Raw genomic sequence first — 19,321 nt, 5'->3', positions numbered from 1 at the left:
GCATAATAAATTTTATCTCCCGACGGGGCAGCGTTTAGATCCAATTATTAACAAAAAGAAATTCTTATGATTAGAAAATTGCTACTTGGAGCGTGCATAGTTATGCCTGCTACCATTTTTGCCCAAGGTTTCCAAGTAAACTTGCAGGGGCAAAAACAAATTGGGATGGCTGGTGCGGGTGTGGGCACTGCCATGGATGGCGCCACTTTATTTTTTAACCCCGGAGCCATGGCGATGCTAAAGGATAACGAGATTAACTTAGGTGTTAGTCCACTTATGTTTAAATCGGCCTTTTTACAAGACGGCTCAACAACGGTAGAAAACAACAAAAACGAAATTGCCCCGCCTTTTGAAGCTTACGCGGTGTGGGGACCAAAATCTGGAAAGTACAAAATTGGGATAGGCGCATACACGCCCTTTGGCGGCTTGGTAAACTGGGGAGATCAGTGGTCCGGGCGTTATGCTCTAATTTCTTTGGACTTAAAGGCCATTTACATTCAGCCTACGGTTTCGGTGAAACTTACAGATAACATTTCTTTGGGCGCCGGTTTTGTGTACAACCACGGCGAGGTGGAGCTTAAAAAAGCAGTGCCTATTAGCCAAAGCAACGGGCAAGACAGCAAAGCCACGCTCAAAGGAACTGGCGAAGGTTACGGCTGGAACGCCGGCGTGTACTTTAAAACCTTATCCGGAATTACCATCGGGGTAACCCACCGCTCAAAAGTAGTTACTAAACTAAAAGGTGGCGACGCCATATTCGAGTTTCCAGCGAGTATCCCGGCAGCAACGCTGCCCACCAAGTTCGACTCGGAGCTGCCTTTGCCAGCAACAACCGGCATTGGCTTCGGATTTTATCCGTCGCCAAAAACAACTTTGGCTTTAGATGTAAACTGGATACACTGGAGTGTTTACAAAAATTTATCATTTGATTATGATAACAACACCCGGGTTGCAGATACGAAATCTCCAAGAAACTATAGCGACGGCGCCAATATTAAATTGGGCGTAAACCAACAACAAACCGAAAAGTTAGCATTAAGAGCGGGCGTGGGTTACGCGTTTACACCAGTTAAAGATGGTTATGTGACGCCGGAGGCGCCGGACGCCAATCGCTTTATTGCTTCTGCAGGTTTGGGTTATAACGTTTCCAAGAAATTTGTGGTGGACCTATCTTTCCTTTATGAGGCTGTGCATGAGCGTAAACAAACCAACTTAGAAACTGGCTTATCCGGTACGTTTAAAACCCATGTGTACATTCCGGGAATCGGCTTATCTTATAAATTTTAATAAATATAGGCCTTATTGGTCATTAGGATTTGATGGTTTTGTAAAACTAAAATATTAAGAAGATGAAAAAATTTAATCTTTATAAACTTTTACTGGCAGCGCTAATACTGTCTTTTTCCGCGTGCAAAACAGACATTGAGGTACCTACGGCTAGCAACGGCAGTGCAGATTTTTCGCACTACATTGCTTTAGGAAATTCACTCACCGCTGGCTATGCCGATAATGGCTTGTATTTAGAAGGGCAACAAAACTCTTACCCGAGTATAATTGCTAAACAAATGAAAAGCGTGGGCGGTGGCGAGTTTAAGCAGCCACTTTTCAACGAGGCTGAAAGCAACGGCTCGGGTTATTTAAAGTTTGCAGGCTTTAATGCCGATGGCACCCCAAATTTAGTGCCCGTAACCGATAAAACAGCCGTTAGAGGAACTTTTAACGCGCCTGGATTTGGCAGTGTCACCTTATACAAAAAATACAGCGGAGACATTAACAACTTCGGTGTACCGGGTATAAAATTGCAGCAGATTACTTATGCTCAGTACGGGAACTTAAATGGTTATTTTGAAAGATTACTTCCCGGAGAAGCAGGAACAAACAGCACTACCTATCTAGATTTTGCAACTGCTAAACCTTTCACATTTTTTACCAATTGGTTGGGCAACAATGATGCTTTGGGTTATGCCACCAGCGGTGGCGTTGGCGACGCGCTAACACCGAAAGATCAGTTTGCAGGTTTATACAATGCCCTAATTGCAAAATTAACGGCAAACGGCGCAAAGGGCGCAGTGGCAACCATTCCTGATGTTTCTGCTATTCCGTTTTTAAATACTGTTACGGTAGCGGCTTTGTTGGCGGGTGCCAAAAAGGTTAACCCAGCGGCGCAGGCAATTTACATTCAAACAGCAACAGGCCCACGCGCAGCTACCGACGAAGATTTAATTACCTTAACCTTTAACTCTACCGGCTTATTCGGCAAACCTAACGCCGCACAAATCCCTTACGGTTTGCATCCTTTAAACCCGATAGAATCTAAATATGTTTTGGATAAAACCGAAATTGCTACGGTAAGAGATTATGTAAACAGCTACAACGCTACCATTAAATCCATCGCAAATGCAAAAAGTTTAGCTGTTTTTGATGCTTATACATTTTTAAATACTTTAAATGTTAAGCACACAGACAACGGACAAAGCTACACCGGCGTATTTATTGACGGGGTAAACATCAGTTCGGCTTTTATTACCGGAAACGCTTTTTCTTTAGACGGCGTGCATTTAACGCCAAAAGGCTATGCTATTGTAGCTAATGAATTTATAAAAGCAATTAATGCTAAATATGGCTCAACAATTCCATTGGCACCAATAGCAGATTATCGTGCCGTAAAATTCCCATAAGCGGAGCTGAGTGCATAAAAAAAGGCTTCCCGAAAAATATTCGGGAAGCCTTTTTTTATTGAAAGTTATTATTAAACCTCGTATGTAGTTGACGCGGTTTCGCCTCCTCTACCGGTCCAGTTGGTATGGAAAAACTGACCTCTTGGTTTGTCAATACGCTCGTAAGTGTGCGCACCAAAGTAATCGCGTTGCGCTTGTAGTAAATTTGCTGGCAAGCGCTCTGTGCGGTAACCATCGTAAAAGTTTAAACCTGCACTTAAGCATGGCGTTGGAATACCGTCCATCACAGCCGCGGCGATAACACGTCTCCAACCTGCTTGGTGCGCAATCATTTTTTCTGCAAAAAACGGATCTAGCAATAAGTTGGCTAAATCTGGGTTTTTATCAAAAGCTTCTTTAATGTTTCCTAAGAATTTGGATCTGATGATACAGCCGCCTCTCCACATCAATGCAATAGCACCGTAATTCAAGTTCCAGCCGTACTCTGCAGCCGCAGCTTTCATCATTTGGTAACCTTGTGCATAAGAAACCACTTTCGCGGCGTAAAGCGCATCGCGCAAATCGTTCAACATGGCTTGTTTATCACCAGAGAAAGAAGGAGTTGGTCCGCTTAAAATTTTAGAAGCAGCAACACGCTCGTCCTTCAAAGCAGATAAACATCTAGAAAACACAGATTCGGTAATCAACGTCAGCGGAATGCCTAATTCTAAAGCAACTGTACCCGTCCATTTACCGGTACCTTTTTGCATGGCAGTATCTAAAATTTTATCTACCAATGGTTGTCCGTCTTCATCTCTGAAAGCTAAAATATCTCTGGTAATCTCAATCAGGTAGCTATCCAATTCGCCCTCATTCCATTCTTTAAAAACTTGGTGCATCTCATCCGCAGACATTTTTAAAACGTCTTTCATAATCTGATACACCTCGTTGATCAGCTGCATATCGCCGTACTCTATACCGTTGTGAACCATTTTCACAAAATGGCCCGCACCGCCATCGCCTACCCAATCGCAACAAGGAGAGCCGTCATCAACTTTAGCCGCAATACCTTGGAAAATTGGCTTTACTGCCGGCCAGGCTGCTTTAGAACCGCCCGGCATGATAGACGGACCCAACAAAGCACCTTCTTCGCCACCCGAAACTCCGGTACCAATAAATAAAAGACCTTTGCTTTCTACGTATTTCACACGTCGTTCGGTGTCTGGGAAATGCGAGTTGCCGCCATCAATAATGATATCGCCCGGAGAAAGTAGAGGAACTAACAGATCAATAAAAGCATCAACAGGTTTGCCTGCTTTCACCATCAACATTACTTTACGTGGGCTTTTTAGCGATGCCACAAAATCTTCTAAAGAGTGTGCGCCATAAATGTTTTTGCCTTTTGCACGGCCGGCAACAAAGTTTTCCACCTTATCAACGGTACGGTTAAAAGCACTTACATGAAAGCCTTTGCTTTCCATGTTTAAAATTAAGTTCTCGCCCATTACGGCGATACCAATTACGCCAATATCAGATACTGCTTTCATTATTTATTTTGGATTGACAATTTATTACGGATGCTTAGCTGTTGACTAATTAACCAACGCATTTTATAAAATGCCAAATCTAAGGATACATTTTATAAAAGACATAAAAATCGATAATTAATTTCCTTAAACGGAACAATTATAAATGCGTTGGTACTCAAATGTTAGCGTTTACACCGCCTTAATCACCGTATCAATATTATTTCGGGTTGCTTTTGAGTAAGGACAACCTTTATGTGCGGTATCGGCCAGCTTTTGTGCCTTTTCTAAATCTACACCGGGGATATGTACCCGAAGCTCTGCAGATAGCTGAAAACTGCTCTCGCCTTCTTGGTTAAAACTGATGTGGACTTCGGCAGTAGCACTGCTCACATCCACGCCATCTCTTTTGCCTACACTCCCCAAAGCGCCTAAATAGCAACTGCCCCAAGCGCCGGCAAATAACAATTCGGGGTTTGCATATCCTTCTTCGCCTCCCATCGCTTTTGGTTTGCGCATATCCATATCAATTACACCGTCCGAAGAGCGAATATGGCCATCTCTTCCACCTTTTGCGGTTACCACCGCGGTATACAATTTTTCCATGATCTATTAAATTTATATTTACAAAAAAAAGCCGGCCTCAACTGAAGCCGGCCACGTTTTTCATAGGTAAAACAAACTATTCTGCTGCGGCTTCTTTGTTTACAAAGCCCTCGGCAATTTTTGTTAACGCTACGTCTGTTGCTTTCTCGTTCTCTAAGGTTTTACTTAAAAGGTCATAAACTTCTTTATGTCCCATTGTTTTAGCAAATACGCGCAAGGTACCGTAAGTTGCAATTTCGTAGTGCTCTACTTTTTGGGCAGCTAAAATTAACCCGGCATCTCTCACTGAAGTACCTTTATCGGTATCGCTAATGATTTCTTCGGCCTCGGAAAGCAAGCCTTCCATTGCATCGCATTTTTTCCCTTTTGCTTTTTCTTCTAAAAGCTCAAAAACCTGTTCCAAAGTTTCAATGTGCTGTTCGGTTTCTTTGGTGTGTTTGTCAAAAGCTTTGGCTAACTCATCGCTGGTTGCTGCTTTTTTCATCTTCGGAAGCGATTTTGCCAAATGCGTTTCGGCCCAGTAAATATCTTTCAATTCATCCAAGAAAAACTGGTGCATTTCCGAATTTTTCATTTCCTCTGTCAGGTTTGCTGTTTTTTTTGTTGTTGCCATGGTGTTTTTATTTATAGATGTTAATAGATGTGTTCCTCAAAACAAGCACAATGCCAAACCTTTATTTCTGACGCAGTAATTTTTCAATTGAAATACTATGCAAAAAACTGTTTACCTCGGTAGTTGTTTTTAGCTTTTAGGTTAAACAACCTCTCAACTAAAAGCTTGTTTGAAAGTGAATAAACTAACCCACTCCGGTTGTAAAAAATTGTTAAATATGGCTACAATGCTTATATTAAAATTAGGTTTATTATTTTCGCAAACTAATCAACCCGTTTTATGGAAGAATTTGAAGACAGCCGAGCATCCAAAAAAACTAAAACCATTTATGTTTCTACGGTAATCAGCATTTCATTGGTATTGTTGATGGTAGGTTTATTGGGCCTCATCATTGTTCACGGGCGCAAGCTTTCTAATTACGTGAAAGAAAACATCGTGCTAAACGTAATTATAAACGAAGGCACTAAGGAAGTAGATATTTTACAGCTACAAAAGCAAATCGAGAAAAACAACTACGTAAAATCTACGCAGTACATTAGCAAAGAGATAGCGGCACGCAACCTTACCAAAGATTTAGGTGAAGATTTTATCAAATTTTTAGGCTACAACCCCTTGCTTTCTACCATTGATGTGTACATGAAGGCTGATTATGCGAATAACGAAAGCATCGAGATTTTAAGCAAAAACCTGCGTAAAAACCCAATGATTAATGAGGTCCGCTATCAAAAATCTTTGGTAGATATGATCAATCAAAACATCAAAACTATTTCTATAGTAATTTTAGGGTTTGGCTTTGTATTGCTGATTATTGCCGTTGGCTTAATTAACAACACTATTCGTTTGGCCATTTATTCGCAACGTTTCTTAATTAAGAGTATGCAATTGGTGGGTGCTACGCGCAGTTTCATCAGACGTCCGTTTATCAATTACGGTATTTTGCATGGCTTTATAGCCGGGTTAATTGCAGTAATTTTACTGGTGCTTACGCTTTACTTTGCCCAACAACAAATTCCTGAGCTGGTTATCTTAACCAATTACTACGAGTTTGGACTGGTGTTTTTAGGCGTTATTGGTGTTGGAATATTAATTTCGGGCTTAAGCACTTATTTCGCTGTCACCAAATATTTAAAATTGAAAGTTTACGATTTATACCGTTAATAAATGGCACAAAAACCTGTTAACCCTAACAATAACGTGCAGTTTGTTTTTCAGAAACAAAACTACATTTTAATGATTGCCAGCATTGCCGTTGTTTTTATTGGCTTTGCTTTAATGAGCGGCGAAACCGACATTTACAGTTTCCGCAAAATTGTACTTGCCCCAATTGTTGTAATAGGCGGTTTTGCTTTGGGCTTCTTCGCAATATTAAAGAAACGATCGGCAGAATAATTTAGATGAATATTTTTGAGGTTATTGTACTGGCCATAATAGAAGGCCTTACAGAGTTTTTGCCAGTTTCATCTACCGGACATATGATTATTGCTTCATCGTTGATGGGCATCCAGTCGGACAATTTTGTGAAACTTTTTACCGTTGCCATACAACTGGGCACTATACTTTCTGTGGTGGTTTTGTACTACAAGCGCTTTTTTAGGTCTGTTCACTTTTATTTTAAACTGTTTGTAGCCTTTATTCCGGCGGTAATTTTCGGTTTGCTTTTTAGCGATAAAATAGACGAGCTTTTAGAAAGCCCATTAACCGTGGGCATCTCTTTAGTATTAGGCGGTATTATTTTGCTGTTTGTAGATAAATGGTTTAATAAAGGCACTATTGACGATACGGATGAAATCAGTTATTTAACCGCTTTAAAAATTGGCGTTTTCCAATGTATTGCGATGATTCCCGGCGTTTCGCGCTCGGGTGCTTCCATAGTTGGCGGAATGGCCAAAAAGTTAACACGCAAGGCCGCGGCCGAGTTTTCTTTCTTTTTAGCCGTCCCAACCATGTTTGCGGCCACCGCAAAAAAACTGTACGACTTTTATAAAGACGGCCACGTCATCAACTCGCAAGAAATTAACCTACTGCTGATAGGTAACGTAATCGGCTTCTTTGTGGCCTTGCTAGCCATTAAAACTTTTATAGACTACCTTAGTAAACACGGCTTTCGTGTATTCGGCATTTACCGTATCATTGTTGGGACCATTTTAGTAATAATGGTGCTCTCGGGATATAGCCTGAAAGTAATTTAGTGAATGGAACAGGGCGAGCAAGATAAAATTTTCCCGAAATTTAATTTTAGCGCTGGCGAAGTGCTATTGATTAATAAACCTTACAAGTGGACATCTTTTGACGTGGTTGGCAAGTTGCGTAATTCTTTAAAACCGTTAAAAATCAAAGTTGGCCATGCCGGCACATTGGACCCGCTTGCAACGGGCTTGCTCATTATCTGCACCGGCAAGCTCACCAAACAAATTGACACTTTCCAAGCAGAAGAAAAAGAATACACAGGAACAATTGTTTTAGGCGCAACCACGCCGTCTTATGATTTGGAAACAGAGGTGATACCCGGACCAGATGTTTCGCACTTAGCAGAAGAAACCTTAAAAGCACACTGCCAAAATTTTATCGGCCAAATTTCTCAGTTTCCGCCAGCCCACTCGGCCATAAAAGTCGACGGTGAACGTTTGTATTTAAAAGCGCGCCGTGGCGAAGAAGTGGCTTTAAAAGCTAGGCAAGTAAATATTACCGAATTTGAACTTACGCGGATTGAGTTGCCTGAAGTTGATTTTAGGGTGGTTTGCAGTAAAGGCACTTATATCCGCTCGCTGGCAAATGATTTTGGCGAAACCTTAGGTGTGGGCGCTTATCTTAAAAAATTAAGAAGGACCCGAAGCGGTAATTTTAAAGTAGATAATGCGTTTGAGATAATGGAGCTGGTTAACCACATCCGCACTATCAAAACCGAAGAAAACTTTAGTTAAAAGTTGCGATTGCCATGCAAGTCTATCATCACATCAACGATTTTACCCGCTTAGAAAACGCGGCGGTAACCATCGGCACATTTGATGGCGTGCATTTAGGCCACCAGCAAATCATCAAAGAACTTACAGATTGCGCAAAGCTGATTAAAGGAGAAACAGTTGTTCTAACATTTTTTCCGCATCCGCGGATGATTTTGAATCCCGAAAATCATGCGCTGAAGATGATTAACACCATGGCCGAAAAGGCCGAAATATTGGACCATTTAGGCGTGGATCATCTCATCATTACTCCGTTTACCCGAGATTTCTCAAACCAAACACCAGAAGCGTACATCAAAAACGTTTTGGTTGAGCAAATTGGACTAAAAACGATGGTAATTGGTTACGATCACCGCTTTGGGAAAGACCGCGCCGGGGGGTTAAACGAACTAAAGCAGTTTTCTGCAACATATAATTATACTGTAAAAGAAATTGCAGAAGAAGATGTAAAAGATGCCGCAGTTTCTTCTACCCGCATCCGTAATGCTTTAAACGTGGGCGATGTTGGCACTGCCTTAGAATTAATGGGACATCCTTTTACCTTATCGGGTAAGGTAGTTAGGGGCGACCAAATTGGGCGTACGCTGGGCTATCCAACAGCCAATTTATTTATCGAAGAAAACTACAAACTGATTCCGGCCGATGGCATATACGCCGTCACCGTAGAATTATTAGGCAACAGAAACAAAAATCAGCAAGTAAATGACCCTTACCATCCGGCAAACGCTAAAAAAGCAGGCAGCCACCCACACTACCAGGGTATGGCCTACATTGGCCATCGCCCCACAATTAACGGGATGAGCCGGAACATAGAAGTCAATATTTTTGATTTCAACGAGGATATTTACCATCAAAACATTCAGCTTAATTTTTTGCACTTCATCCGCCACGACATACGTTTTGACAGTTTAGAACAACTTAAAACACAATTGGCCGAAGATAAAAAAGACACCATACGCTACTTTGCCCGGGGCTAAGTTTATTTTATCTTTATTGCTAATGAAGATTGATGGCGACAAAGCAACGTTTTTAAAAGAAACAATTGAGCGCTGGGAACGCGAGGGTTTACTAAGCAAAGATAAAGCTGCAGAACTACAAAACAGCTTTAGCGTTAAGGGCTTCGATTGGCAAAAGCTTGCACAGTACGCCATTTATATTTCTTTGGCCTGTGGTGTTTTTGCGCTAGGTTCTTTATTGCTGGACAAGCAACTTTCGCGCTTACTGGCTTCTCTTTACAACACACCTAATATTGTTATTGCACTAATTTCTTTGGCTTTAGCTAGTTATTTTTTATGGATAGGTAACAAAAGGCGGAAAAACAAAGCACAGCAGATTTTTAGTAACGAAGCTATGCTTTTGGCTAGCGTTTTATTGATTGCCAACGCCTTGGCTTACTTTGGCAAAACAGTGAACAAAGATTCAGAGAATTATGCATTATTGTTTTTAATTGCAGTACCTATTTACGGATTTTTAGGCTTCTACTTCCGCTCAAAGTTGATTTGGTGTTTCGCACTGTTTTCTTTGGGAGCTTGGTTTGGCACAGAAACCAGCTACCTCAGCAGAGCTAATTTTTATTTTTTAGGGATGAATTTCCCTTTACGCTTTGTTTGTTTTGGAGCGCTGCTTATCGCGATAGCAAAGTTTAAAAAGTGGTCGCCACCTTTACAAACCTTTCAAAAAGCTACTTACTTTATTGGCATGTTCTACGGCTTTTCTGCCCTATGGTTGCTATCCATTTTTGGCAATTTTGGCCGCATTGATGATTGGTACAAAGTTTCGCAATTAAGCCTTTATCCTTGGGCTTTACTTTCTGTAGTTATTTGTATCATCACCGGATATTTGGGCTTTAAATTTAAAGACGAGATGGCTCGCGAGTTCGGCGCGACCTTTTTAATCATCAACCTTTACACCCGCTTTTTCGAATATTTTTGGGATTCATGGCACAAAGCTGTGTTTTTTAGCGTGCTTGCACTTTCTTTTTGGCTGGTTGGCCGCAAGGCAGAAACCATCTGGAATTTAGAATTTTTGAAAGCACAATCGGCTAAAAAAAACAATGACGAATTTTAGTTTACCATTTCCAGTACTTCGTCAATAGAAATATCACCGTGCGATTGGTCCAAGATACACTCGCCATCTTTAATCAATAAAAGCTGTGGCGACTCGTGGTGTACGCTAAAAACCTCGGCAATCTGATTAGAAATCTCCCGGTGAGCCAGTAAATCTAAAAAATAGGGTTTAACCTGCTCTGGAAGCTCGTTCAAATCCATATCTACACGTTTTTTAGCCATCATACTGATAGAGCAGCGCGTGCTATGCTTAAATATAATGTGGTAACCTTTTTCGGCTTTAATATCTTGTAACTGGTTTAAACTGTCTAACTGTATCCAATTCATGGTTGTGTAAATTTAGTCTTATCTACCTCTGTCAAAACGTTTGCCACAGGGTAATAAATTGTGGTTTTGCCATCGGTATTTATTTTTTTGGTAGAAAGCTTCAAGCCTCCGCCCAAATCCTGGTAAGGTGCCCACGTAAACGTAGCCGGTTTTTGTTGGTGCTGCAATAAAAACGTCCACTGCACAACTTCGCCTGTGTTATCGTTTACAAATAACCAATATTGATCGCCAGGTGTTAAGCCTACTTTATCAAAATTTAAATGGATAACGTTGCATTTCACGTCGTTTATGGCTGTATCGGGCGCAAGTTCAGTGTTAACACCCTCATCTTGCAGTTTTAACGGAACCATCAGCCAATAGCTGTCATTGATAAACTTGGCATAAGCTGTTTGTATGGCTTGGCTGGTTTGTTCGTTATCTAGGGCTACGCCATTAACAAATGCTTTTCCTTGCTTAGTATTTACGTTAAATAAAGTTACAGTTTTGGCGCCGCTTGCATCAACGCTCTCTAAGCGGTAGTCGCCGGTGTAGCGGTCCCAAAGGTGCTTACGCCCTGGAGTTTTATTTCTATCTCGCTCAACCGCAAATTCAAACTCAAAAAACCTGCTCTTTTCAAACGTTGATTTGCCACCAGTTGCCTTCCATATTTTTTCAAATACCTGATCTTTTTTTTGCGGCTTAGTGCATGAACTTAAAACCGCAACGCATAAGGCGTAAAAAAATAGCTTTTTCATCTGTTTTTTGTTTGATAGTAAGATAGCTAATGACTTCCACATTTCAAGAGACATTGAGCCATAGAATTATTGGCTAAATTTCTGAGCGAAAAATCGCTAAAGCTAAATTGGAGTTAAAGACGTTTTATCGTCTACCGCGTGCTTCTGGATAAGAATTATAGGCCGGACACAGTTTTGAGCTACATGATTGCAAAACAGTTCCTAAAATCATCACAGAGAGCAATATGAAGATTGTTTTTTTCATTACTAATATTTTTACATCGATAAACAGCCGCTATATTTTATCGCTAAAACAGAACTGTTTATTTATAAATTTTTGCTGTAAACAATTGCAATTAAGCTGCGCAATCATTAAGCCAACTTGTATTGTTAACTAAATATAAGCATTCTTACGGTTGCGCAGGTGTTAAGGTTGCTTTTAAATGGGCCTAATTAACTTAACGACGTGTTTAAATCGGCCATTTTTATCGCAGTAATGGCAGCTTCATCACCTTTGTTGCCATGCTTGCCTCCTGCCCTATCCAAAGCTTGGTTTAAATTATCGGTTGTTAAAACGCCAAAAATAACTGGTTTGGTATGTTTTAGTCCAACGTTTGCCAGGCCGTTTGCCACAGCATCGCAAATAAAATCAAAATGCCTTGTTTCACCTTGTATTACGCAACCTAAACAAATTACGGCATCAACCTGCTTTTTCGCAAGCATTAAATCTGCGCCGGCAATTAGTTCATAGCTTCCGGCTACTTCAACAGAAATAATATTTTCTTCTAAAACTTGATGTTTAAGCAAAGAATTATAGGCGCCTTTATATAATGCGCCGGTGACCTGTGCATTCCAAGAAGCTACAATAATTCCAAACTTGAATGCTTGGCCAGATGGTACGGTGGTATGCGAAAAATCCGAAAGATTTTTAAGGTTAGATGCCATGATATTGATAAAAAAAAGGCTAGCTGTTTTACAACTAACCTAAATTTTTGTGCTATTATTTTACAATTTGCCTTGAGCCCGCGCAATGTACATGTCAATAGTTGTTGCTACTGCGCTTTCCGGATAATCCTTTTTGATTTTATTATAGGCGTCAACAGCAGCTTTATAATCTTTTTGCTCTTCGTAAACTAAGCCTAATTTCTTCAGATAAATTGGCGCCGCAAACAAATTATCGCCTTTAGCAGTAGCCTTTTTATAAAATGTAATTGCTTGGTCGTAATCTTTAAGCTCTACATAAGCATCGCCGGCCGCACCTAATGCTTCTGGAGCCAAAATAGCATCAGAACCGTTATATTTTGTCAAATTCTCTGCAGCTTTCTGAAATTCGCCTTTGTTTAAATAAGCGATACCTAAATAGTAATAGGCCAAGTTTGCAGATTTGGTATTATCATAGTTTTCTATAATCGACTCGAAACCGGGGAAATTACCATCACCTTTGATTGCTTTGTCCCAGTTTTTTTGCTCCCAATATTGCTGCGCTTTAAACATTTGGTTTACAGCTTCAGTTTCGCGAGGAGCCAAATAAAGTTTCTGATAAGCAAAAAACAAAACTATCAATCCAACAATTGTAGCAGCAATAACAATCAGGCTTTTTTTGTTTTCCTGAATAAAAAAACTCGTTTTACCAATTGATGACGGTTGCGTAATTGTTTGATCTTTCTGTGCGTTCGACATTTTAGAAATTTTATTAAGATTTGCAAAAATAGGTTTTTTTTAAAAACAACAACCACTTATTTCAAATATTGTTATGCGGAGTTGATAAAGTGCTTTAGAAGGCTAATAAACTGCTTTAAAGCCTAATAAATGGCGCCAAATTATAACAAAGTCAAAAGAACAATTGGATTTTTTAACTTTGTCTTATGTATCTAAAACAGATTAGCCTTGTAAATTTTAAGAATTACGACGAAGCCGAGCTAAGCTTTATTGACGGCGCAAACGCTTTTACCGGAAATAACGGCGCAGGCAAAACAAATCTGTTAGACGCCATACATTACTTATCGCTTTGCAAAAGCTATTTTAACCCCATAGATAGCCAGCAAATAAAAAAAGACCGTGATCTTTTTATGCTTCAGGGTGTTTTTAATAAAAACGATGCAGATGAACTTATTGCCTGCGGTGTTAAGAAAAACCAAAAAAAGCAGTTTAAACGCAACAAAAAAGAATATCAAAGGCTTGCCGATCATATCGGACTGTTTCCTTTGGTGATGATATCACCCAACGATATTTCTTTGATTTTAGAGGGCAGCGAAGAACGGCGCAAGTTTATGGATACCGTGATTTCTTTAATTGACAGCCGTTACCTTGACAACCTAATTGTCTACAACAAAAGTTTGCTAAACAGAAATGCGCTTTTAAAGCAGATTGCTGACAGTGGCCGGTACGACCCTACATTATTGGAGATTTTTGACGAGCAGCTCATTAGCGCTGGAAATAAAATTTTTGAAGCGAGACGTGCTTTTATGGAAGATTTTACGCCTGTTTTTGACCAGCATTACCAATACCTAACCGAAGGCGCAGAAAGCGTTAAGTTAACCTACGATTCGCCTCTTTTAAGCAAAGACTTTGCGAGCTTGTTAAAGGAAAACACCGAAAAAGACCGCGTTTTGCAACGTACTTCGCAGGGCATACATCGTGATGATCTGCTTTTTCATGTACATGAAGAAATGCCACTGAAAAAATTTGGTTCGCAAGGGCAACAAAAATCTTTTCTGATTGCACTTAAGCTGGCCATGTACAGTTTCATTTATCAACACAAAGGCTTTAAGCCGATGCTTTTACTGGATGATATTTTTGACAAATTAGACGATTTACGAATTAACAAATTGATGAAGATGGTATCTCAGGACAATTTTGGGCAATTGTTTATTACAGATACCAATCGGCAAAGGGTGAAACAAGTGTTTGAAAACATAAAAGTTGAGCTAAATTTGTTCGAAATAAACGATAGCGCAGTACAGCATGAGCAGAAATAACGATAAAACTTTGAAAGAGGCGATGGAGCAAATGCTGAAGGTTTACCGTCTAAAAAACAAATTTGACGAAACGCAGGCTGTGGAATCTTGGGAAAGCGTTGTTGGAAAAGCTGTTGCTAACCGAACCAAAGAGATTTTTATCCGGGATAAAAAATTATTTGTTAGGATAGAATCTTCAGTAGTAAAAAACCAACTGGTGATGATGCGCGAACAGATTTTGACTAATTTGAATGAGAAAGCAGGCGCTGCGGTGGTAGGTGAAATTGTTTTTTTATAAAAAAAAATTAGTAAAGCCCAAAGCGGCTAATAAAGAGTAGTTTACAAGAGTGAAAACTCTATCGGTAACGATTTAGTAATGGTGATTACTGCACTCGCTTTCATTTGATTACCTTGTAAATCATTAATGCAAATCTACTAAATAATTGGGTAAGGTATATTATTACTTTACCCTTTTTTGTACCCCTATCTACAAATAAAAATTCCCCCATAGGGGGTAATCTGTGATATTGGTTTCATTAATATTTCCAAATTTTGACATATTTAATAATAGTTGCAACTCTGAAAAAATAGTAAGAACCTCTAAAAGATTATGCTATGGAAATCGTGTTGAATAAAATATTAGCGCAAATTCAGCATCAGGAAGATAAACTTTCTTCTCAAATGATGCAGATGCCAGAAGAGGCTTATCAAATGACCTTATTTCTAAAGGAAATGCTATGTCAAATAAAATCTCAAATCTTACGGGATGGATTTACAAATGAGCAACAAGAGATTGATTTTTTCAAGAACATTAAACCAAACATCTTAGGGAAGCTTATTTACTATAACAAAGTCTTCCGCATCGAAACAACTTGCCCCGTGAGCAATGGCAAAATACATCAAAGCTATTATGAAAATCTATTAAAAACACTCAAATTAGAATATAAAGAAAGTATTTGCAATGAAGATTTTTACAGGTATTATCGTGCTGGTAGTGCATATCGCACCGATTTCCTTAATAGGCTGTAAAGTTCCTACCTCGTTATTGGAGTGCATAATGGAAATCAGAATGGTATCGTCCTTTATAGCGTCTTCGATTTCTTTGGGGTTTACCGCCCCTTTTTCATCTACGGAAACCAACGTTATTTCAAAACCTATGCTTTTAAGGAAATTCAACGGTTCCAATACAGAGGGATGCTCAATTACACTGCTGATAATGTGCTTTCCCTTATTTCCAAAGGTGGAGGATACGCCTTTCAATACGGTATTATTCGCTTCGCTTCCACAACCTGTGAAATATACCTCGCTTTCAGTGGCTTGAATAAGGTCTGCAACCTGTTTTCTTCCCATATCAACGACGTTTTTTGCTGTCGTACCCAACTTGTAAGTATTCGAGGGATTTCCAAAGCTATCGGTAAAAAACGGTAGCATTACCTCGAATACCTGCTTATCAACGGGTGTTGTGGCATTATAATCTAGGTATATTGTCATAGCTTAAAATATTTTTTTAATCATTGGAAAAGTTGCTGTGTTCGTCAAACCATTTGCCATAATCTGTTGAAAATTGATGATATGTGTCTATTGCTTTCATCTGCTTTTTAGATTATATAGAAATTGTAACCAAAAATGCAGTACCAAAAGAAACAGGCTCATTGTTACCAAACTTGAGTGGTAAAGGAACTACAAATGACACTGGATTTTTCCCACGATGAATTACTTTGGATATTACAGGAACAATCCCATATCTTCCTCCTGTTTCAAAGGAAAGGCGACTGACTACTGTCCAACCGTTTCGCAACGGAAAAAATAAACCGGGCTGTATGGCAATATTTGAGACTTTACTTGCCTGCTTGTCCGTCTGTATCGTTGGAACAATCTCAAAAGAATAACCCATTTCCGGAGTTTTTTGTACGTTTATTCCAACGGGAATTCCAACGGTATAGGCATCATCAAAATTCATTTTTACATTCCCTTTTTGAAATGTTGCAATGGGGTGGACTATTCCGAAATAGCCCGTTACTTTTAATGGAAAATCATTTGGTATAGCATTGTCCTGACTGTAAGCGGTACTTGTGAAAAGCACCGCTAAAAAGACAACCATTTTGATCCTTATATTCATGTTGTTTAAATGTTGGCTAAAGCCTGCTCCAAATCAGAAATAAGGTCCTCGGCTTCCTCGAAGCCTACGGACAATCTTATCATTGATGGGGTAATGCCACGTCGATTTAATTCTTCTTCCGTCAGTCCGTGATGTGTAGTTGTAACAGGCTGTGTACATAAACTTTCGGCACTTCCCAAGCTCGGCGCAATACGGAAAATTTTCAGATTGTCTGCCACTTTCACGGTCTGCCCATAATCTCCATTCACTTCAATGGTTATCATACCACCGAAACCGCTCATTTGCTTTTTGGCTAATTCATGTCCTGCGAACGAGGGCAAGCCAGGATATAGTACCCTTTTAATTTTGGGATGCTTCTCTATCTCGGTTGCTATACGTAAAGCACTCTCATTTTGATGTTTTACACGAAGCACTAATGATTTGATACTTCTTGACAACAATGATGCTGTTTCGGGAGCAAGCATTTGACCTAAATTTTTTCGCCAAGCCCAAATTTCGCCGATATGCTTTTTGCTCCCCATTACGACACCTGCCGTAATATCACTATGTCCGCCCAAATATTTCGTAGCACTGTGCACAACAATATCTGCCCCTAAGTGTATAGGTTTTTGATTTACAGGAGTTGCAAACGTATTGTCTATGGCAAGCAAAGCACCGTGCTTGTGTGTAATCTCTGCGATGGTTTTAATGTCGAATATTTCAATGGTCGGATTGGTCGGGGTTTCAAAAAACACCATTTCAACGCCTGTCTGTAACAGTTCCTCCAATTTCTTCAATTCAGACCCTAAAAGGAAATGTACAGGAATGTTCAGACTGCGTAGCTGAACATTCAATAATTCAAGGGTACCGCCGTAGGCATCGCCTATACAAATAACCCCTCTTCTTCCTAATGCGAGGAATAAGGCTGCTTCTGCTGCCATTCCTGAGCTAAAAACCAAAGAAGCCTCTGTATCTTCTAACTCTGCCAATTTAGCTTCCAGTGAAGTGATAGACGGATTAAGGCCGTATCGTGTGTACAGGCTTCCTGCTTTATGCCCGTCCACAACATCCAACAAATCTTTAGTCGTATCGAAAGTAAAGGTTGTAGAGTTATATATTGGCGTATGTGGCGAACCGTGCTCGTTTGCTATTTCACCACTGTGTACGCATTTAGTAGATAGTCCTGTTTTTTTGTTACTTGGTTTCATAATTTTATCTTTTTTATTAAGTCTTATTTTTTATCAGCTTCTATCAATCCGTCCAAATCCCCTGTATAGGTTTTTACGTTTTCAAAACCGTATTTTTTCAGAATGGAATAGCCCATTGCCGCTCGTACACCGCTTTTGCAATGCACAATGATCTCTTTGTCTTTACTTATTTTGTTGAGACTGTTTTCCAAGTCTGCCAATACGATATTTTCTGCCGTTGCAATATGACCGGATTTGTATTCGTCCTTACTTCGTACGTCAATGATCTGAGCATTTTTGTTATTGAAGTATGGTTTAAAATCACTTTTAGACAGAACGTTCGTTTGCTTTAAAGCAATTCCCAATGATTGCGGATTGCTGACATACCCGTACATATTGTCCATCCCGATACGCATCAGTTTTCGGGTTAAATCCTCAATTTCGCTTTCGTCTGCAATCAAAACGTACTGCGTTTGGTAATTCAACAGCCATCCCATAAAGGTTGAAAATGATTTGTTGCCCTCAATATGCAGGCTTTTTGGAATATGACCTTTTGCAACTATTCCTAATTTACGAGCATCAACAATAGCTAGACCATTTTTCTGTGCTGTCAGGAAATCATGTGCACTTAATTTGTGGCGTTTTGGAACCTCAACCAACAAGGGACGGGGTATCCTGTTCCATTGCTTCATTGTAGCAAAATAATTTGGCGGTTCTGGCTGCCCGTCAAGGATGTATTTTACAAACCCTTTTTCATCATTTATAAATTGAAAGGCTTTGCTTGTCGATTTCTCGTGTTTTAAGGTAGATTGTGGTACATCACTTAGCGATTTACCGCAGAACGAGCCTGCTCCGTGACCTGGCCATATCTCTAAATCATCGGGAAGGGTTGCAAAACGTTGCATGGAAGCGAATAACTGTTTTGCTCCAATATCCTGTGAGCCTGTCTGTCCGGCTACTTTTTCCAATAAATCGGGACGACCCACATCACCTACAAAAATAAAGTCGCCTGTAAATGCTTTTTGAGGTAGGCTGGAAACGGACAGATCGGTCAGTAAGTAGGTCAAACTTTCGGGCGTATGCCCCGGCGTGTGCATGGCCTGCAATATAATACTACCCATTATGATTTTGTCGCTATCTTTTATTGCCTTGTGCGGAATTTCATATTTCCAATTAGGGTCGGTTTCGCCCGATAGTACCAATTCTGCTCCTGTAGCATATGCCAACTCAGGAGCACCGCTTAAATAGTCAGCGTGGATATGAGTTTCTGTTACCCGAGTAATTTTCAGATTATTTTCTTCGGCAATTTTTAGATAGGTATCGATGTCACGTTTCGGGTCAATGACAATAACCTCATTGCTTTGCCTATTGCCCACGACATAACTGGTCTGTGCCAGCGTGGAGTCAAATACCCGCAGGAAAAAAAGAGTACCTGCCGAATAGTTTTCAATGCTATTTTTATGCTCTGTTTCCTTTTGTGGCGGGTCTAAGCTGACCAGCGGAGAAGCAATCAATGGCGAAGTAAGACAAGCCGCACCAAATAAAGCCCCTGTTTTTAAAAAATTTCTTCTGCTTTCCATTATATCTTTAGTTTTTAGATAGTTAAACTTG

At 40.0% G+C, this 19,321-nt stretch carries 22 protein-coding genes; 11 read left to right on the top strand and 11 right to left on the bottom strand.

The genetic code is table 11. The annotated features are described in order from the left end of the window. The first annotated feature begins 66 nt into the window (after positions 1 to 66). A complete protein-coding gene (locus BCY91_RS04175) occupies positions 67 to 1,287 on the top strand; it encodes an OmpP1/FadL family transporter (protein WP_245988999.1) in 1,221 nt (406 codons plus the stop codon). 62 nt (positions 1,288 to 1,349) lie between these two features. Further along, positions 1,350 to 2,678, top strand: coding sequence for an SGNH/GDSL hydrolase family protein (locus BCY91_RS04170; protein WP_120180768.1), 1,329 nt, complete (start codon positions 1,350 to 1,352; stop codon positions 2,676 to 2,678). Between the two features lie 71 nt (positions 2,679 to 2,749). Here the strand turns inward: BCY91_RS04170 and gnd are convergent, their stop codons facing one another. The 3 genes from gnd to BCY91_RS04155 form a co-directional block, all read right to left on the bottom strand. Beyond that, complete coding sequence (gene gnd / locus BCY91_RS04165) at positions 2,750 to 4,204, bottom strand: decarboxylating NADP(+)-dependent phosphogluconate dehydrogenase (RefSeq protein WP_120180767.1); 1,455 nt, start codon at positions 4,202 to 4,204, stop codon at positions 2,750 to 2,752. A gap of 171 nt (positions 4,205 to 4,375) precedes the next feature. Next, positions 4,376 to 4,789: an organic hydroperoxide resistance protein gene (locus tag BCY91_RS04160; protein WP_120180766.1), complete on the bottom strand. Its 414-nt coding sequence runs from the start codon at positions 4,787 to 4,789 to the stop codon at positions 4,376 to 4,378. A 76-nt stretch (positions 4,790 to 4,865) separates the two neighbouring features. After that, positions 4,866 to 5,402: a YciE/YciF ferroxidase family protein gene (locus tag BCY91_RS04155; RefSeq protein WP_120180765.1), complete on the bottom strand. Its 537-nt coding sequence runs from the start codon at positions 5,400 to 5,402 to the stop codon at positions 4,866 to 4,868. Between the two features lie 279 nt (positions 5,403 to 5,681). Between BCY91_RS04155 and BCY91_RS04150 the strand changes: the two genes are divergently transcribed. The 6 genes from BCY91_RS04150 to BCY91_RS04125 are packed head-to-tail and all read left to right on the top strand — an operon-like array spanning position 5,682 to position 10,429. Next, the gene (locus BCY91_RS04150) at positions 5,682 to 6,560 is read left to right on the top strand and encodes a cell division protein FtsX (RefSeq protein ID WP_120180764.1); all 879 of its coding nucleotides are present in this window, start codon (positions 5,682 to 5,684) and stop codon (positions 6,558 to 6,560) included. Between the two features lie 3 nt (positions 6,561 to 6,563). Continuing rightward, entirely contained in the window at positions 6,564 to 6,791 is a 228-nt protein-coding gene (locus BCY91_RS04145; RefSeq protein WP_120180763.1) for a DUF3098 domain-containing protein, read from the top strand. Between the two features lie 5 nt (positions 6,792 to 6,796). Continuing rightward, a complete protein-coding gene (locus BCY91_RS04140) occupies positions 6,797 to 7,591 on the top strand; it encodes an undecaprenyl-diphosphate phosphatase (protein WP_120180762.1) in 795 nt (264 codons plus the stop codon). A 3-nt stretch (positions 7,592 to 7,594) separates the two neighbouring features. Then, entirely contained in the window at positions 7,595 to 8,323 is a 729-nt protein-coding gene (truB, locus tag BCY91_RS04135) for a tRNA pseudouridine(55) synthase TruB (RefSeq protein WP_120180761.1), read from the top strand. 14 nt (positions 8,324 to 8,337) lie between these two features. Beyond that, the gene (locus BCY91_RS04130) at positions 8,338 to 9,339 is read left to right on the top strand and encodes a bifunctional riboflavin kinase/FAD synthetase (protein ID WP_120180760.1); all 1,002 of its coding nucleotides are present in this window, start codon (positions 8,338 to 8,340) and stop codon (positions 9,337 to 9,339) included. Between the two features lie 22 nt (positions 9,340 to 9,361). Further along, on the top strand, positions 9,362 to 10,429 hold the full coding sequence (locus BCY91_RS04125; protein ID WP_120180759.1) for a DUF2157 domain-containing protein: 1,068 nt from the start codon (positions 9,362 to 9,364) through the stop codon (positions 10,427 to 10,429). Here BCY91_RS04125 and ytxJ read toward each other — a convergent pair. The 4 genes from ytxJ to BCY91_RS04105 form a co-directional block, all read right to left on the bottom strand. Then, entirely contained in the window at positions 10,426 to 10,755 is a 330-nt protein-coding gene (gene ytxJ / locus BCY91_RS04120; RefSeq protein ID WP_120180758.1) for a bacillithiol system redox-active protein YtxJ, read from the bottom strand. The two genes, BCY91_RS04125 and ytxJ, sit on opposite strands and share 4 nt — an antisense overlap. After that, on the bottom strand, positions 10,752 to 11,489 hold the full coding sequence (locus BCY91_RS04115; RefSeq protein ID WP_120180757.1) for a DUF6503 family protein: 738 nt from the start codon (positions 11,487 to 11,489) through the stop codon (positions 10,752 to 10,754). The genes ytxJ and BCY91_RS04115 overlap by 4 nt, the downstream gene beginning before the upstream one ends. A gap of 432 nt (positions 11,490 to 11,921) precedes the next feature. After that, complete coding sequence (gene ribH, locus BCY91_RS04110) at positions 11,922 to 12,413, bottom strand: 6,7-dimethyl-8-ribityllumazine synthase (protein WP_120180756.1); 492 nt, start codon at positions 12,411 to 12,413, stop codon at positions 11,922 to 11,924. 60 nt (positions 12,414 to 12,473) lie between these two features. Beyond that, positions 12,474 to 13,148, bottom strand: a complete 675-nt coding sequence (locus BCY91_RS04105) for a tetratricopeptide repeat protein (protein ID WP_120180755.1) — start codon at positions 13,146 to 13,148, stop codon at positions 12,474 to 12,476. Between the two features lie 185 nt (positions 13,149 to 13,333). Here BCY91_RS04105 and recF point away from each other — a divergent pair, with 185 nt between their 5' ends. From recF to BCY91_RS04090, 3 genes are all read left to right on the top strand, one after another. Further along, the gene (gene recF, locus BCY91_RS04100) at positions 13,334 to 14,446 is read left to right on the top strand and encodes a DNA replication/repair protein RecF (protein ID WP_120180754.1); all 1,113 of its coding nucleotides are present in this window, start codon (positions 13,334 to 13,336) and stop codon (positions 14,444 to 14,446) included. Further along, entirely contained in the window at positions 14,433 to 14,723 is a 291-nt protein-coding gene (locus BCY91_RS04095; RefSeq protein ID WP_120180753.1) for a DUF721 domain-containing protein, read from the top strand. Before recF ends, BCY91_RS04095 begins: the two co-directional genes overlap by 14 nt. Before the next feature lie 317 nt (positions 14,724 to 15,040). After that, a complete protein-coding gene (locus BCY91_RS04090; RefSeq protein ID WP_317124674.1) occupies positions 15,041 to 15,454 on the top strand; it encodes an RteC domain-containing protein in 414 nt (137 codons plus the stop codon). Here the strand turns inward: BCY91_RS04090 and BCY91_RS04085 are convergent. The 4 genes from BCY91_RS04085 to BCY91_RS04070 all read right to left on the bottom strand — a co-directional run bounded on the left by BCY91_RS04085 (position 15,362) and on the right by BCY91_RS04070 (position 19,290). Next, a complete protein-coding gene (locus BCY91_RS04085; RefSeq protein WP_120180752.1) occupies positions 15,362 to 15,916 on the bottom strand; it encodes a cysteine desulfurase family protein in 555 nt (184 codons plus the stop codon). The two genes, BCY91_RS04090 and BCY91_RS04085, sit on opposite strands and share 93 nt — an antisense overlap. 112 nt (positions 15,917 to 16,028) lie before the next feature. Further along, positions 16,029 to 16,544: a hypothetical protein gene (locus BCY91_RS04080; RefSeq protein ID WP_120180751.1), complete on the bottom strand. Its 516-nt coding sequence runs from the start codon at positions 16,542 to 16,544 to the stop codon at positions 16,029 to 16,031. 5 nt (positions 16,545 to 16,549) lie between these two features. Further along, on the bottom strand, positions 16,550 to 17,731 hold the full coding sequence (locus tag BCY91_RS04075; RefSeq protein ID WP_120180750.1) for a trans-sulfuration enzyme family protein: 1,182 nt from the start codon (positions 17,729 to 17,731) through the stop codon (positions 16,550 to 16,552). Between the two features lie 23 nt (positions 17,732 to 17,754). Next, positions 17,755 to 19,290 carry an MBL fold metallo-hydrolase gene (locus BCY91_RS04070; RefSeq protein ID WP_120180749.1) on the bottom strand — a complete coding sequence of 512 codons (1,536 nt, stop codon included), beginning with the start codon at positions 19,288 to 19,290 and terminating at the stop codon, positions 17,755 to 17,757. Positions 19,291 to 19,321 lie beyond the last annotated feature (31 nt).

The sequence above is a fragment of the Pelobium manganitolerans genome (genome assembly GCF_003609575.1).
Lineage (GTDB): Bacteria > Bacteroidota > Bacteroidia > Sphingobacteriales > Sphingobacteriaceae > Pseudopedobacter > Pseudopedobacter manganitolerans.
This window is presented reverse-complemented; position numbering and strand designations above follow the sequence as displayed.

Excerpts from the sequence above, each read along its gene's own strand:
- BCY91_RS04175 (WP_245988999.1), top strand. The coding sequence starts at position 67 with ATGATTAGAAAATTGCTACTTGGAGCGTGCATAGTTATGCCTGCTACC.
- BCY91_RS04170 (WP_120180768.1), top strand. The coding sequence starts at position 1,350 with ATGAAAAAATTTAATCTTTATAAACTTTTACTGGCAGCGCTAATACTG.
- gnd (WP_120180767.1), bottom strand. The coding sequence starts at position 4,204 with ATGAAAGCAGTATCTGATATTGGCGTAATTGGTATCGCCGTAATGGGC.
- BCY91_RS04160 (WP_120180766.1), bottom strand. The coding sequence starts at position 4,789 with ATGGAAAAATTGTATACCGCGGTGGTAACCGCAAAAGGTGGAAGAGAT.
- BCY91_RS04155 (WP_120180765.1), bottom strand. The coding sequence starts at position 5,402 with ATGGCAACAACAAAAAAAACAGCAAACCTGACAGAGGAAATGAAAAAT.
- BCY91_RS04150 (WP_120180764.1), top strand. The coding sequence starts at position 5,682 with ATGGAAGAATTTGAAGACAGCCGAGCATCCAAAAAAACTAAAACCATT.
- BCY91_RS04145 (WP_120180763.1), top strand. The coding sequence starts at position 6,564 with ATGGCACAAAAACCTGTTAACCCTAACAATAACGTGCAGTTTGTTTTT.
- BCY91_RS04140 (WP_120180762.1), top strand. The coding sequence starts at position 6,797 with ATGAATATTTTTGAGGTTATTGTACTGGCCATAATAGAAGGCCTTACA.
- truB (WP_120180761.1), top strand. The coding sequence starts at position 7,595 with ATGGAACAGGGCGAGCAAGATAAAATTTTCCCGAAATTTAATTTTAGC.
- BCY91_RS04130 (WP_120180760.1), top strand. The coding sequence starts at position 8,338 with ATGCAAGTCTATCATCACATCAACGATTTTACCCGCTTAGAAAACGCG.
- BCY91_RS04125 (WP_120180759.1), top strand. The coding sequence starts at position 9,362 with ATGAAGATTGATGGCGACAAAGCAACGTTTTTAAAAGAAACAATTGAG.
- ytxJ (WP_120180758.1), bottom strand. The coding sequence starts at position 10,755 with ATGAATTGGATACAGTTAGACAGTTTAAACCAGTTACAAGATATTAAA.
- BCY91_RS04115 (WP_120180757.1), bottom strand. The coding sequence starts at position 11,489 with ATGAAAAAGCTATTTTTTTACGCCTTATGCGTTGCGGTTTTAAGTTCA.
- ribH (WP_120180756.1), bottom strand. The coding sequence starts at position 12,413 with ATGGCATCTAACCTTAAAAATCTTTCGGATTTTTCGCATACCACCGTA.
- BCY91_RS04105 (WP_120180755.1), bottom strand. The coding sequence starts at position 13,148 with ATGTCGAACGCACAGAAAGATCAAACAATTACGCAACCGTCATCAATT.
- recF (WP_120180754.1), top strand. The coding sequence starts at position 13,334 with ATGTATCTAAAACAGATTAGCCTTGTAAATTTTAAGAATTACGACGAA.
- BCY91_RS04095 (WP_120180753.1), top strand. The coding sequence starts at position 14,433 with ATGAGCAGAAATAACGATAAAACTTTGAAAGAGGCGATGGAGCAAATG.
- BCY91_RS04090 (WP_317124674.1), top strand. The coding sequence starts at position 15,041 with ATGGAAATCGTGTTGAATAAAATATTAGCGCAAATTCAGCATCAGGAA.
- BCY91_RS04085 (WP_120180752.1), bottom strand. The coding sequence starts at position 15,916 with ATGACAATATACCTAGATTATAATGCCACAACACCCGTTGATAAGCAG.
- BCY91_RS04080 (WP_120180751.1), bottom strand. The coding sequence starts at position 16,544 with ATGAATATAAGGATCAAAATGGTTGTCTTTTTAGCGGTGCTTTTCACA.
- BCY91_RS04075 (WP_120180750.1), bottom strand. The coding sequence starts at position 17,731 with ATGAAACCAAGTAACAAAAAAACAGGACTATCTACTAAATGCGTACAC.
- BCY91_RS04070 (WP_120180749.1), bottom strand. The coding sequence starts at position 19,290 with ATGGAAAGCAGAAGAAATTTTTTAAAAACAGGGGCTTTATTTGGTGCG.